The following is a 13,936-nucleotide window of genomic DNA, read 5'->3' as shown; positions in this document are numbered from 1 at the left end:
ACAGGTTCCACGGATCTCGCTATGCGATCTCAGCCTTACGGCACTCCGACAAGAGGGTTGCAGTGTAAAAAATGTTAAAATAAAAGCAAGTAGAAAAAGCTGGATTTGTGATCTTGTTCACAAAATCAGCAGCTTATTCACAGTTTTGCATGGCCAGCCAGATTTTTAGGGCATCAGCCGTCTGGGCCACATCATGCACCCGCACGATTTTGGCCCCGTTCTGAATAGCCAACAAGGCACCTGCCACGCTGCCAATTACCCGTTCTTCCACAGGTTTATTGAGGACTTGGCCAATCATAGACTTGCGAGAGAGACCGGCCAGCACAGGGTAGCCCGAATCGGCAAAGGCCTTGAGGTGCTTAAGCAGTTGGTAGTTGTGCTGCACGGTTTTGCCGAAGCCAAAGCCCACATCCAAGATAATATGCTCCTGCGGAATGCCGGCCATCAGGCAGGCCAAGGCCCGATATTTAAGGAAATCGGCCACTTCTTCCACCACATCATCATAGTCTGGATTGGCCTGCATGGTTTGGGGTGAGCCTTGCATGTGCATGATGCAAACTGGCAGGCCCAGTTCAACCGCCGTGTCCAAGGCCTGGGGTTCGGTCAAGGCCCGAATATCGTTGATGATATCCGCCCCCGCTTGGGCAGATTCCCGCATAACCTGGGGCTTGGAGGTGTCCACCGAAATCAGGCAGTCAAAGCGTTTTCTGACAGCTTCGACCAGGGGCACTACCCGCTCCAATTCTTCTTGAACACTGATAATAGCCGCATTGGGCCGGGTGGATTCGCCCCCAATGTCGATAATATCTGCCCCGTCCGCCAGCATTTTTTCAACCTGAACCAGGGCCTTATCCAGGCTAAAAAACTTGCCCGAATCGGAGAAGGAATCGGGGGTAAAGTTGAGGATGCCCATGATTTTAGGCTGGGTCAGATCCAACAAGCGGTCTTGTTTTTGATAATTTCTGAAAGCGATTTGCATAGGGCCACCCTAAACATAATAGGCCTGATACCACTGGCCCAAGAGCAGGCCAGCCGAGACTGCCACATTCAGACCGCTACGCAGCGGATTATCAAAGGAGAGCTGGACTTGGGTATCTTCTGGATATTCAGCCTCCAACGGCACTACCTCACTTAAGACAAAGACCACCTTGGCGGCCAGGGCCGTTTTGGCCAGGTGTTTGGCCTGCTTGTTGCGGGTTAGGTGGACGATTTGATAGCCAGCCTTCCGCAGCTGGGTCAGGGCGATTTGCTTGTGCTTGGTTTCCAGGGCCTTAACAAACTCCAGGCCCCCTTCGGCCACCCGGGCAGCATTGCTGGAGTTGAGCAGGTCGGCCGATTCCACAATTAGGCCCTTAACCCCGTAGAAGGCACAGGTTCGTAAAATACCGCCGATGTTCTGGGCATTATTGACTCCATCCAGGAGCACCAAACAGTCTTGGGCGTGGGGCACTTGCAGGTAGCCTTCCAGGCCAAAAGGCAGGGACTTTTTGACCAAGAGGGCAATCCCGCCGTGGTGTTCCGTGCCCGTAACCCGAGCCAGCTCTTCACTATCAACAATATGATAGGCCTTTTTCTGCTCGGCCAAATAGCTAAGTAGCTCGCCAATTCGGTGGGACATTTCCACCGTGGCCCACAAACGGACAATGGCCTCTGGCCGTTCTTCAAAGAGGCTAAGGCAGGCATTTTCGCCGTAAACCTTCATCTCCTCCGAGCGGTTTTTGCGGATCTTTTCAGGTGCACGAGGCGATAGGGGGCCGGTTTTCTTTTCAGGCCTCTCCTGCCTACCCTTGAGGCTGATTTTCACGCTGCCTTCCTGCAAGCCAGCCTTTTTGGCTGAACTTGGATAGATGGTGCGAGGCTTTTCCTCACGCTCACGGAAGGAGCGTTTTTCTTGGGTGTTTTCTCGCTTAAAGGCGGGTTTACGCTCTTCTCTTTTTTGATCGAGGGTTTTAAAACGGGGTTTGTTGTTCATATCTATTCCTATTTTTGACTTATTGATGGCGCCAGCGTCCTCGCTGGTGCCTTTGGCTATCAGCACCAGCCTGGAGGCTGGCGCTATCAGTGAACAGTACCAGTTACGATTTGCTTTGTAATGATAGCACTTGGAGAGAAAGCCCAAAAGATAAAAAACCCAATCCTCTTGCAGAATTGGGTTTTTGTGATACGATTTCATCAATGCTCTTTGAGCAGAGGCGGATCTGCGAAAAATCAGTCCGCCAGTCGCACCTGTCGGGCTGATATAGTAGATCCTTTCTTTCACACAATAAAGGAAACTATATGAAACGTATTATTATGTGGATTATCGTTATTCTGCTATGCCTGTTACTTAAAGGAAGTACGACTGGCTAAGCAGTGATGTCGAGCAAGGACGGTTGCCGCCGTCCTTGTTTTTTATTCTAGGAGCTTTTCCCGCCTAAATCAAGTCTTATCCTGAACTTCTAAAACTTGTTTACATTTTCGGCAATGATAAATCGCCTTGCCCTCTACAATGGCCTTGTGCCGGCGGATAGTCAGTTGATGGGTTTGGCAAGCGCATTGGTAAGCAAAGGTTTGTCGCACCTTGGCTAAATCATAGCAGTGATACACTTCAGCCGGCACGCCCAGCACCTCTTCCATCATCATCTTCCACTCCTTGCCATGGGGCTGAACCCGGCCAAAGAGCTGGTAGACCAGTAAATGGGCCAGTTCATGTGGAACGGTTTGCTGGATAAAGTCGGCCCCGTTTTCGGCTAAGAGCACCGGGTTGAGGCGGATTTCATTCTCCCGCAAATAGGCCACACCAGCCTTGGCTCCCTTAACCGTATAGGTTACGGCCGGCTGTTCAAATTCTCGCCCAAAATAGGCAGAGGCCTGCTCCAGACTGCATTTGAGCTGGCGTTGCACCTGAATTTTGAGCACCCTAAGATCGGCCATTGATGGCCTCGGCACAGGCAAAGGCGGAGGCCCAGGCCCACTGGAAGTTGTAGCCCCCCAGCCAGCCGGTTACATCCAGCACCTCGCCGATAAAATACAACCCCGGAACCGCCTTGGCCTCCATGGTTTTGGAGGAAATATGATCGGTATCCACCCCGCCCATGGTGACCTCCGCCGTGCGATAGCCTTCTGTACCATTGGGGATAAAGTGCCAGTGGTGGACAAGCTCTTCTAAGCCTCTTAAATCCGCCTTGGACAGATCGGCAATCATCTTATCGGCAAAGCATTTTTGTTCCACCCAAAGTTCAACCAATTTTTTAGGCAAATAACGGCCTAAGACGGTTTTTAGGGCTAATTTTGGCGAAGATTGGCGAAGATCTTGCACAATCTCAAGCATATTTTCACTTGGCAGCAGATCGATTTTGACTGCCTCGCCCAGCTCCCAATAGTTGGAAATCTGCAAAATAGCCGGCCCCGACAAGCCCCGGTGGGTAAAGAGCAGGTTGTTGGCAAAGGCCTTGCGTGATGTCGAAACCTCAACCGGCAGGGCTATGCCGGCCAGTTGGCTGTAGGCCTGATCGCTCTCCTTATAGGTAAAGGGCACCAGGCTGGCCCGAGGCGTAATCACGGGTAAACCGAACTGTTCAGCCAGCTTATAGCCAAAAGGGGAAGCCCCCAAGCCCGGCATGGAAAGGCCGCCTGTGGCCACCACTAGATTTTCCGTTTGAAAGCGGTCACAAGCGGTCTCAATTTGGAAGGAATTTGCAAATTTTTCAACAGAAAGCACCGCTTGTTTCAGGCGAATATCCACGCCTCCCTTGTCGCATTCGGCCTTGAGCAGGGCGACAATTTGATCAGAACCTTCATCGGTAAAAAGCTGGCCTAATTCCTTTTCGTGGTAGGCAATGCCGTAGCTGGCGACCAGGGCGATAAAGTCCCACTGGGTGTAGCGGGCCAGGGCCGATTTGACAAAATGGCGGTTGCGGCTGATATAGTGCTGGGGAGTGACATCCAGATTGGTGAAGTTGCAAAAGCCCCCGCCAGACATGAGGATCTTGCGTCCAATTTTCTTGCCATTATCCAGCACCAAGACGGATTTACCCGCCTGGCCCAGCTGGGCGGCACAAAAGAGGCCGGCCGCCCCTGCCCCGATAATAATTGCGTCAAAGGCCTGCATTAAATGGCCTGCCTTGGCACAGAATTTTGATAACCAAACTGCCGCCAGGCCTCATAGACCACCACGGCCACTGAGTTGGACAGGTTCATACTGCGGCTGTCCTTACACATGGGAATGCGGATTTTCTGTGCCATGGGCAGGCTGTCTAAAATCTCTTTGGGAATGCCCCGGCTTTCTGGGCCAAACATAAGATAGTCACCCAGCTCATACTTCACCTCGCTATGGTTGGGTTCGCCCTTGGTGGTAAGAGCAAAGAGGCGTTTGGGCTGTTCGCTTGCCAAAAAGGCATCAAAGGACTTGTGCTTTTTGATATCCACAAATTCATGGTAATCCAGGCCCGAACGGCGTAGGCGTTTGTCGTCCCAGGTGTAGCCCAGTGGCTCAATCATATGCAGGCGGAAGCCACAGTTGGCACAAAGGCGGATGATATTGCCGCTGTTTTGCGGAATTTCAGGTTCAAATAAAACGATGTCTAACATAGCCAGAAAAAGAGGGAAAAGTTGGCCTATTGTATAACGAAAGCGGCCTAAATTTGCGAATTTTTTACAAATTTAGGCCGCTTGTAGAAGGGGATTTAGTAGTAGGAGTGCTCGCCGTGCTGGTGTTCTGTGACGTCACGCACGCCCTTGATTTCATCACCAAAGTAGGCAACCAATTGTTTTTCAATGCCTTCTTTGAGGGTCACATCAATCATGGAACAGCCGTTACAGCCGCCGCCGAATTGAAGAATCACGATGCCCTCTTCGGTTAAATCAATCAGAGTGGCCTTGCCTCCATGGCTGGCCAGTTGCGGATTGACCTGGGTTTGAATAACATATTCCACCCGCTCAATGAGAGGGGCATCGTCCGCTACCTTACGCATTTTAGCGTTAGGGGCCTTCATGGTTAGCTGGGCGCCCATCTGATCGGTCACATAATCAATCTCGGCCTCTTCTAAAAAAGGCAGGCTGATTTCATCTACAAAGGCAGAGAAAAGGTCGAATTTGTACTCGGTGTCCGTATCTTCCACCGCATTTGGTGGGCAGTAAGACACCCCACACTCAGCACTTGGTGTGCCTGGATTAACCACAAAAATCCGAATATTGGTGCCTTCTTCTTGCTGATCAAGAAGTTTACGAAAATGGGCTTGTGCTGCTTCCGAAATAGTAATGTTCATTGGTTTGGCCTATAAAACTTGACTGAAATTGTCGGTTATTTTACTCCGATTAGAGGGGTTTGGCTAGGGCTAAATCCCAGCCATTCCCTATGGATTTAATTAAGGATTATTTTACAATAGATAAATAAATTTCCTTATATTCCTTAGCCATTCTTTGAGCTGAAAAATCCTTAATACTTTGATAATGATGGATATGTGCTTTTAGTTTGTGAAGCTGCTCTGGATTTTGTAATAAATCTTCAATTATTTCTTGATAGGCCGAAGCATCATTTTTCTTAATTAAAAAGCCTGTTTTCCCTTGCTCGACAATATCAGGTATGCCACCTGTTGCGTGGGCAATTACAGGAACTTGATATTGGTAGCCCTCTAAAATAACCATTGATAATCCTTCTAAATGAGAAGGAATAATTTGTAGGTCTAAATGCTTTAATACGCTGCCTATATAGGGTGTAAAAGGAATAAAGGTTAGATTGCTTAATCCTTTTGCCTCTTCTTTTAAGACTTGTTCCAAGGGGCCAGAACCAACAATATAAAATTCAAGCTGTGGGAAAATTTTAGCCAGTTTAATGGTTAAGGGGAAGTTTTTGACTTCCTGTAAATTCCCAATATGCCCTATTCTTAAGAGGCCTTTTTTAGGTTTAAAATAGTGTTCCTCAAAGGCCAGATCTTCTTGTAAGGGTTTTAAACACCCATGAATGGTTTGAGTGTTTGGGTTTATTTTGGCTAAAACCTCGGAAACCTGAGAGCTTACACCAACAAGCTGATCGGCAATTTTATAGGCAAAAGAGGATATTTTCCGCTTGAGAGGGAAGCTCACATGCCGGGTAATAACGATAGGTTTTCTGGAAATTAATTTTAATAAACCTGCAATATGCGCCCCACGGCCATCTTGGGCGTGAATAATTAATTGTTTTGTACACAGGGCTAATTTAAGGGCCTGCATAAAGGTAATGATGCGAATATTTTTACCTGCTTGTGCTAATTTTTCTGCTAACTTACTGTGTTTTTTGCCTAGGAAATAGAGGGTATAGCCATCAAGGTTGAGCATGAGTTGCTCTGTTTGCACTTCTCCGCCACCAAAGCCCTTGGCCATATTAATAAATAAAATATTGTGCTTGTTATCTGCTTTCATTTTATTCCCCAAGCTGAGAGGCTACCTGCTTAGACCATAAAGTAGCATATTTATTAAAAACAGAATTTGCTGATAAGATGGCGAGAAGAAAACCTTGCTTGCCATCTAAAAAACCTTTCTTAAATAAGTACATTTTTATAAAGGCTGAAAAGGCGTGAGAAAGCGCCTGAAATACACTTGTTTTTTTATTTTGCTTTATTCTTTGTTCAGCCCAAGCCTCGGCATAAGAGGCGGATTTGGTGAGATAATGTTTCAGGCTCTTATAAGGGTAATGGAGTAAATCACCCGACAGGTTTATCACCTTCAGGCTTGGGTCGTAAATAACCTTTTCATGTACAAGAGCATCATTATATTGAGCAAGTTGGCGAGGATAAAGGCGGACAATATATTCAGGATACCATCCTGAATGATAAATTTTCCGCCCTAGAAAGCTACTTAATCGGTTTATTTGATAAAGGGTGTTTGTTTTGTTTTCTAATAAGGCTTGTTTAATGGATTGTTGTAATTCTGGGCTGACCCGTTCATCCGCATCTAGCCATAAGATATAATCTGATGTGGCATAACCTTGGGCAGTTTGGCGTTGTTTGCCAAAGCCCTGCCAATCATTATGTTGATAAACCTTAGCCTGATATTTTTTGGCAATTTCCAAGGTTTGATCGCTGCTGCCTGAATCGACAATAATGATTTCATCCACCCAATCTTTGACGGTGTCTAAGCATTGTGCCAAATCTTGTTCTTCATTTTTGACGATCATTACCAAACTAAGCGTAGGCTTCATTTTCTTCCTTTTATCTTCTCTATCAATCATTTTTGATCTGTTCTTTTTATAAAAAAAGAGGGCCAAAAGCCCTCTTATTATTCCATTTACTCTGCTAAAAATCCACCACTTTGATGGGACCAAAGTTTGGCGTAAACGCCGTTTTGGGCCAGGAGTTCCTCGTGGGTGCCCTGTTCGATGATTTCACCCTTATCTAGCACAATCAGTCTGTCCATGGCCATGATGGTGGACAAGCGGTGGGCGATGGCCAGGACGGTCTTACCCTGCATGAGTTCGGTCAGGTTTTCTTGAATGGCCACTTCAACTTCTGAATCCAGCGCACTGGTGGCCTCGTCTAGCAAGAGAATTGGTGCATCTTTGAGCATAACCCGGGCGATGGCGATCCGCTGGCGCTGGCCGCCAGAGAGTTTAACACCCCGTTCGCCCACATGGGCATCGTAGCCCGTTCTGCCCTTGGCATCATATAGGTTAGGGATGAACTCGGCTGCGGCCGCCTTACGGGCTGCTTCATACATTTCTTCTTCAGAGGCACTTGGCCGCCCGTAGAGCAGGTTGTCCCGCACGGAACGATGAAGCAGAGAAGTGTCCTGGGTCACCAAACCAATTTGCGCCCGTAGGCTTTCTTGGGTGATGCTGCGAACATCCTGGCCATCTATTTTCACTGCCCCATTTTGCACATCATAGAAGCGTAAGAGCAGGTTGGTTAGGGTAGATTTGCCCGCCCCGCTGCGGCCAACCAGGCCAACCTTTTCGCCGGCCTTGATGGTCAGGTCGAATTTTTTCAGAAGCGGTTTTTCAGGGCTGTAGGCAAAGTCCACGCCCTCAAATTGAATTTCCCCCTGGGTCACTTCCAGCGGCTTGGCATCCTCTTCATCCACAATGGTATGCGGCTTGGACAGGGTTTCCATGCCATCTTGCACGGTACCCAGGTTTTCAAAGAGGCTGGCCAGCTCCCACATAACCCATTGGGCCAGGCCCTTGATACGCAGGGTCAAGGCCGTTGAGGCAGCAATGGCACCCACGCTGACCATATCCAGCGACCAAAGCCAGAGACCCATGGCAGTGGTGGAAATAATCAGCACAATGCTGTTGAAATAGTGGCAGGATTCAATCAGGGTGACCAAACGCATTTGCTTGTGCACCGTGACCATAAATTCCTGCATGGATTCTTTCACATAGCTAGACTCCCGCTTGCCATGGGAAAAGAGTTTCACCGTGGCAATATTGGAATAGGCATCGGTCACCCGGCCGGTCATAAGGCTACGAGCATCGGACTGTTCTTGAGCTGCCAAGGAAAGGCGAGGCACAAAAACGGCCGCAATAATAAAGAAGAAAACCAGCCACACCGCAAAAGGCAGGAGGAGCCAGCTGTCGAACTGCACCAAAATCACGCCCGATGTGATGAAATAGATAACAATATAGACCACCATTTCGGTGAAGGTCATAACCACATCCCGCACCGACAGGGCAGTTTGCATAACCTTGGCTGACACTCGGCCAGCAAATTCATCTTGGTAGAAGGACATGCTTTGGCCCAGCATAAGGCGGTGGAAGTTCCAACGCAGGCGCATAGGGAAAACCCCTTGCAGGCTCTGGAAGCGGATGCTGGTGTAGAGGTAGTTGATAACAAAGCCCAAGACCACGATAAAGAGCATAAAAGCAATGCTGCCGCCCTTTTCCCGCCAAAGTTGGGCAGGCTTGAGTTCGGTGACCCAGTTTACCAAGTCGCCGATAAACTGAAAGAGCATGCCTTCAATCACGCCCAAACAGACGGTCATCAGTGCCATCACCAAAATGTAAGGGCGCATGCCCTGGGTGGCATCCCAAATAAAGGGTAAGAGGCCTTTTTTAGGGGTGATGGGGCTGCTATCGGGGTAGGGGTTAATACGGTTTTCAAACCATTCAAAGAGTTTTTGTAACATTCAGTTTTATGATCCTCGAAAAAGCACAAAGCCCTCCCGTTTCGGGGAGGGTAAAAAAATCAAAGTACAAACGGGTTAAATGCCCTCAAAATTTGCAAATTTTAGGGGATTTCTAGCCGCTTGTTAAGGACAAGATTAAGGGTTGAGCAGCTTGTCGTCCAAGACCAAGTCTTCATTGCGGTTGATGCCAATGCCTTGTTTGAGAACATTGCGAGCAATTTCATGCGCTTCTTCCAAGGAATGCTCTTTAAAAGAACCGCACTGGTATTCGTTGAGTTCTGGGATCTTGGATACATCTGGGATCTTATTAAGCGCATCTTCCATAGCTTTTGTCCAAGCCGTGACCACTTCTTGCTCGCTTGGCGCCCCAATGAGGGACATATAAAAGCCCGTGCGGCAGCCCATTGGCGAGATGTCGATGATTTCAACCTTTTCAGAATTGAGGTGATCCCGCATAAAGCCAGCAAAAAGGTGTTCCATGGTGTGAATGCCACGCACAGGTAAGATCTCAATATTTGGGCGGCAGAAGCGGAGGTCAAACACGGTGATGGTGTCGCCCTTTGGCGTGGTCATGGTTTTGGCCACCCGCACAGCAGGAGCATTCATACGAGTGTGATCGACTTTGAAACTGTCTAATAAAGGCATAGGTTCTCCAATCTAATAGGTTAATTGTTAGTTTATGTATTGATGGCGCCAGCCTCCAGGCTGGTGCCTATTTTTATCAGCACCAGCCTGGAGGCTGGCGCTATCAAATAGAGTATTTAGGCTTATTCTGCAATCCCCTGATCCCAGCCTCTGGCCTCATCGGGAATTTTACGTCTGAGCAAGAAGCGGCGGTTGGCTTCGGCCTGGGGCTGTACCACAGAACCCGATGGGGTTGAGAAGGCAATGCCGCCATTGAGTAACTGGCTCATGGTGCCGGAGCTGATGCTGGCCCCACTTAAGCTTACATCCATGGTGTAGCCTGAGGATTCCCAGAACTGGCTGTTCTTCCGCACCAAGTGCTTGTACTTGTTCTGAATGGCCAGGTGGATAAGCACCCGATCGCCCAGCTCGCTCAAGCTCAAACCTTGAACCTGGCCCACCTGCATACCTCGGTAGTAAACCGGGGCTTCAGGGCTAATGCCGTTGGCATCGCTGGTTTCCAGAATCACAGGGAAGCCGCCAGCAAATTGGGTTTTACTGGTGTCGGTATCCCCCAGGCTAAACTGGGTTTGGGCCTTGCCTGAGCCTAAGCTCACATCAATATAATTTTGCAGGGCGGCATCCAGGTTCTTCACGCCAGCGGTCGAAATTTCAGGCGAAATGGCCTTGAAGGTCGAGCCAGCCTTGGCAATCAGGTTGTAGTAGCGGCCCTCGAGGTAAGCGGTGACTTTTATCTGTTTTTTTGCAGATTGCAGTTCCAATTTTTCCACCTGGCCCACGGTCAAGCCCATGTATTTGAGCGGCATGCCCTGGCTGAGTTTGGAGGCATCCTTGGCAATTAGGGTAATGTAGGTATTGCCTGAGCTGGCCTTGTCTAGGCTGGCATAAAGGGTTTTATCGGACTTAGTGCCATGATTGTCAAAGCTAATCGCCCCCTTGAGCATGCCCATGAGTGGCGTGGTTTGCAGCTTGACCCCTTGAAGCGAGGCTTCCACCGCCACAGAGGGCTTGACCCAGAAGCGACTCTTGTCGCTAACCAGGTGGCGGTATTTAGGGATAACATAAAGCTCCACATCAAATTTGTTCTTATGCGGCACCACGTTCAGCACCTCACCCACTTGGAAATCCCGATAGAGCAAGACCGAACCTGGGCCAATCCCCTCAAGCTGGCTGGCAGACAGGGTCAGGCTAGGTTGTTTGATGTCCGACACAATGCCCTGTTCAGCGCTTTCAATGTCCTTATAAAGCGGGTAGTCATTTTTGGCCTGGCCCTGGCTTTTTTCAGGCAGAACCCGAACCCCGCCTGCCAGCCAATCGCTTGGCGAACCAGCCTGCACCCGCATGCCATCTAGGCCTAGCTGGACATCTAAGTTAGAGATGGCCACAAACTTGCTATTGGCCCCGATAAGGTTGCGATATTGGGGGAAAATAATGGCTCGGAAGGTCACATTATCCACGGTCAGCCGGCGTTCCAATACCTCGCCGATCTTGACATCGTTATAATAAATCCCCTGGCCCTTGGCCACGCTGTAAGACTGCGGGGCGGTTAGGGTCAGTGCCAGCACATTGGGCTGACTAAGTAGGTAGGCATTTTCGGTTTCCACCATAAATTCTGTGGCCTTCTCACCCTTGCCTGGGATGATATCAAAATAATGGCCTCTAAAGAGTTCGCCCAGCTTACTGACCTGTTCCTTATCAAAGGCAAATTTAGGCTCTTTTAGCAAGATTTTACTGTCTTTTCGCAGCAGATCGCTGTAACTTGGGTCGATCAGGAGTTGGCCGGCGACCTTGCCGTCCTTATCCTGGTCTGCCTCAATTTTAGACAGCATACCCACCTGTACCCCCTGGTAGAAGACCCCTGTTTCATTGGCTTGAATATTGGGCGTCATGGGCAGATAGACCTTAACCTCGGTGCCTCGGCGGGCAGATTTGAGATCGCTAAAGAGCTGGAAACTCTGCCCCTGATCGGCAGTTTCCGCATCAGCTGGTGAATCGAAGGCAACGGCCCCTTGCACCACGGACATGAGGCTGTCCACAGAAAGATCTAGCCCCCGCCAGTCTAGCTTTGCGCTAATCCCGCTGATGTTCCAAAAGTGGCTGCTTTTTTTAACCAAATTGGCATAGCGTTTGCTGATAACCACATCAATTTCCACCTTTTGGTGGTCTGGGGTGAAACGGTATTCGGCAATGGATCCCACCGGAACCTTGCGGAAGTAAACGCCTGCCCCAACGGAAATAGAACCCAGATCATCAGCAACTAATTTCACCAATAAGTCCCCATCATTGACCGGCACAGCAGGTGGTTCACTTTCGGCAATAAACTCATCTTCACTTTCGCCCTCGCCTGGCAAAAGGGTGATGTAGTCGCCTGATACCAGGGCATCAAGACCAGACACACCGGCCAAAGAAGCACTTGGGGTGACCAGCCAAAACTTGGTGTCCTTACGCAGAACCGATTTGGCCTCAGAATTGATTTCAGCCGTGACTTCGACTTCTCGCAAGCCTTCAGCAAAATTAACCTTTTTGACCTGGCCAATTTGCAGGCCCTGATAACGAATGGCTGTTTTGCCAGCGGTAATGCCCGCCCCGTCTTGAAAACGAATGGTGATGGTTTGGCCTCGTTCCTTGAGAATTTGAAAGAACATCAAACAGCCAATGGCAAAAGCCACAATGGGCAAGATCCAAAAAGGGGAAATCTTACGAGGTGGGCGAACCTTGGCAGGCTGGGCTGGGTTTTGGGTGTCGGTCATAGTGTTTTATTTTTACGATTACAGCTGAACAATAACTATACAAAATTCCGTCAGCAAGTCAATTTCTAAAAACAGGCAAGCGGTAGGTTTTTGCAAAAAATTTACAAAAACCCACCGCTTGTCAAGTTAGCTGGAAAAGCAGGGAAACCTATTTCTTCTCTTTTTCATCACAGGCTTTGAGGTTGCTGCACTTGCCGTATAAATAGAGACTGTGGTTGGCCAGCTCAATGCCGTGCTGTTGGCTGATTTCACGCTGGCGGCGTTCAATTTCGGAGTCCTTAAATTCAAAGACCTTGCCGCAGTCCATACAGATGATGTGGTCGTGTTCGTGGTTGAAGTTAAGCTCAAAGACGGCCTTGTTGGCATCAAAGTTGTGGCGGGTGAGAATGCCCACCTCTTCAAACTGATTGAGTACACGATAAACCGTGGCCAGGCCGATTTCAGACTGCTGTTCCAGTAAGAGCTTATAAATATCTTCTGCGGAAAAGTGCTGCATTTGCTCACGAATATCCTGCATAAGGGCCAGGATGGTTAAACGAGGCTCAGTCACCTTCAAACCGACATCTTTCAGTAGTTTGGCATTTTGTTCAGACATATTCTTCTCCTTCTGTCACGGGCTAGGCCAGTTCTGCCAAGCACATTTCATCAAAAATTTGTTTACACCATTGATTGACCCGATCGTTGGTCAATTCTGGCTGGCGGTCTTCATCAATACAAAGGCCTACAAAGGTGTTTTCATCAACTAAGGCTTGAGACACCTCAAAGCTGTAGCCCTCGGTTGGCCAGTGGCCGACAATAATTCCGCCGTTTGGCTCGACAATATCCCGCACTGTGCCCATGGCATCGCAGAAGTATTCGGCGTAGTCTTCTTGGTCACCACAGCCGAAAATGCCAACGATTTTGCCACTGAAATCAATTTCTTTTAAGGTTGGCATAAAATCGTCCCAGTCAGCCTGTGACTCGCCATAGTACCAGGTTGGAATGCCCAGCAAGAGGAAATCGTAGGCTTCGATGTCTTCTTTTGTGCTTTTTGCGATGTCACGAATGTCAATTAAGTTTTCACCTAATTGCTTTTGGATCATTTTTGAGATGTTTTCAGTATTTCCAGTATCGCTACCGTAGAATAAACCAACAACTGCCATTTTCTATTCACCTTTATTGATATAGTCGTTTAAAATTGATTCGATTAACTGTCCACGGGTTATGCCCGCCTCAAAGGCCCTGTCCTCAAGCACCTTAATCAAGTCCGAATGCAGTTTCAATTCCACACGCTTGAGGCCAGAAGAGCGATCTCGCCTAAGCTGGTTGCGTTTGTTGATTCGGATTTGTTGTTCTCGGCTAAGCGGATTGCTACGAGGCCGCCCGACTTTTGGCATATTCGCAAACAGATCTAATGTAATGCAATCTGCATCTTGTTTTGCCATATTAACTAATGTGGGGCATCTGCTTCCTTTTCTCAATGA

Annotated in this window: 14 protein-coding genes and 1 other annotated feature (1 of these 15 running past the window's edge); all 14 genes read right to left on the bottom strand. The window is 48.7% G+C overall.

Annotated features, from left to right (window positions below; genetic code table 11):
* Nucleotides 1-58: a binding site (TPP riboswitch), on the bottom strand; it reaches 39 nt to the left of the window's first position.
* 75 nt (nt 59-133) lie between these two features.
* Nucleotides 134-979 (bottom strand): dihydropteroate synthase, encoded by an 846-nt coding sequence (locus A4G20_10360; GenBank protein ID QIW16702.1) that lies wholly within the window; start codon nt 977-979, stop codon nt 134-136.
* Between the two features lie 9 nt (nt 980-988).
* The gene (locus A4G20_10355; protein ID QIW16701.1) at nt 989-1,972 is read right to left on the bottom strand and encodes an rRNA methyltransferase; all 984 of its coding nucleotides are present in this window, start codon (nt 1,970-1,972) and stop codon (nt 989-991) included.
* Between the two features lie 446 nt (nt 1,973-2,418).
* Nucleotides 2,419-2,913 carry a SprT family protein gene (locus tag A4G20_10350; GenBank protein ID QIW16700.1) on the bottom strand — a complete coding sequence of 165 codons (495 nt, stop codon included), beginning with the start codon at nt 2,911-2,913 and terminating at the stop codon, nt 2,419-2,421.
* Entirely contained in the window at nt 2,900-4,090 is a 1,191-nt protein-coding gene (locus A4G20_10345; protein ID QIW16699.1) for a hypothetical protein, read from the bottom strand. Before A4G20_10345 ends, A4G20_10350 begins: the two co-directional genes overlap by 14 nt.
* Nucleotides 4,090-4,569 (bottom strand): tRNA (cytosine(34)-2'-O)-methyltransferase TrmL, encoded by a 480-nt coding sequence (locus tag A4G20_10340; GenBank protein QIW16698.1) that lies wholly within the window; start codon nt 4,567-4,569, stop codon nt 4,090-4,092. Before A4G20_10340 ends, A4G20_10345 begins: the two co-directional genes overlap by 1 nt.
* 95 nt (nt 4,570-4,664) lie before the next feature.
* Nucleotides 4,665-5,246, bottom strand: a complete 582-nt coding sequence (locus A4G20_10335; protein ID QIW16697.1) for a Fe-S biogenesis protein NfuA — start codon at nt 5,244-5,246, stop codon at nt 4,665-4,667.
* Between the two features lie 106 nt (nt 5,247-5,352).
* Nucleotides 5,353-6,378 carry a glycosyl transferase gene (locus tag A4G20_10330; GenBank protein ID QIW16696.1) on the bottom strand — a complete coding sequence of 342 codons (1,026 nt, stop codon included), beginning with the start codon at nt 6,376-6,378 and terminating at the stop codon, nt 5,353-5,355.
* Nucleotide 6,379: 1 nt separating this feature from the next.
* Nucleotides 6,380-7,156 (bottom strand): glycosyltransferase, encoded by a 777-nt coding sequence (locus A4G20_10325; protein QIW16695.1) that lies wholly within the window; start codon nt 7,154-7,156, stop codon nt 6,380-6,382.
* 86 nt (nt 7,157-7,242) lie between these two features.
* Nucleotides 7,243-9,078, bottom strand: a complete 1,836-nt coding sequence (locus tag A4G20_10320; protein ID QIW16694.1) for a multidrug ABC transporter ATP-binding protein — start codon at nt 9,076-9,078, stop codon at nt 7,243-7,245.
* Between the two features lie 135 nt (nt 9,079-9,213).
* Nucleotides 9,214-9,723 carry an S-ribosylhomocysteine lyase gene (locus tag A4G20_10315; GenBank protein ID QIW16693.1) on the bottom strand — a complete coding sequence of 170 codons (510 nt, stop codon included), beginning with the start codon at nt 9,721-9,723 and terminating at the stop codon, nt 9,214-9,216.
* Between the two features lie 122 nt (nt 9,724-9,845).
* Complete coding sequence (locus A4G20_10310; GenBank protein ID QIW16692.1) at nt 9,846-12,473, bottom strand: hypothetical protein; 2,628 nt, start codon at nt 12,471-12,473, stop codon at nt 9,846-9,848.
* A 148-nt stretch (nt 12,474-12,621) separates the two neighbouring features.
* Nucleotides 12,622-13,068: a transcriptional repressor gene (locus A4G20_10305; protein QIW16691.1), complete on the bottom strand. Its 447-nt coding sequence runs from the start codon at nt 13,066-13,068 to the stop codon at nt 12,622-12,624.
* A gap of 22 nt (nt 13,069-13,090) precedes the next feature.
* On the bottom strand, nt 13,091-13,615 hold the full coding sequence (locus tag A4G20_10300; protein ID QIW16690.1) for a flavodoxin: 525 nt from the start codon (nt 13,613-13,615) through the stop codon (nt 13,091-13,093).
* Nucleotides 13,616-13,618: 3 nt separating this feature from the next.
* The gene (locus A4G20_10295; GenBank protein QIW16689.1) at nt 13,619-13,897 is read right to left on the bottom strand and encodes a LexA family transcriptional regulator; all 279 of its coding nucleotides are present in this window, start codon (nt 13,895-13,897) and stop codon (nt 13,619-13,621) included.
* Nucleotides 13,898-13,936: the final 39 nt, after the last annotated feature.

Source organism: Pasteurellaceae bacterium RH1A (assembly GCA_012221805.1).
Lineage (GTDB): Bacteria > Pseudomonadota > Gammaproteobacteria > Enterobacterales > Pasteurellaceae > RH1A.
Note: the sequence above shows the minus strand (reverse complement) of the source record. Positions and strands in the feature narration are given on the sequence as shown.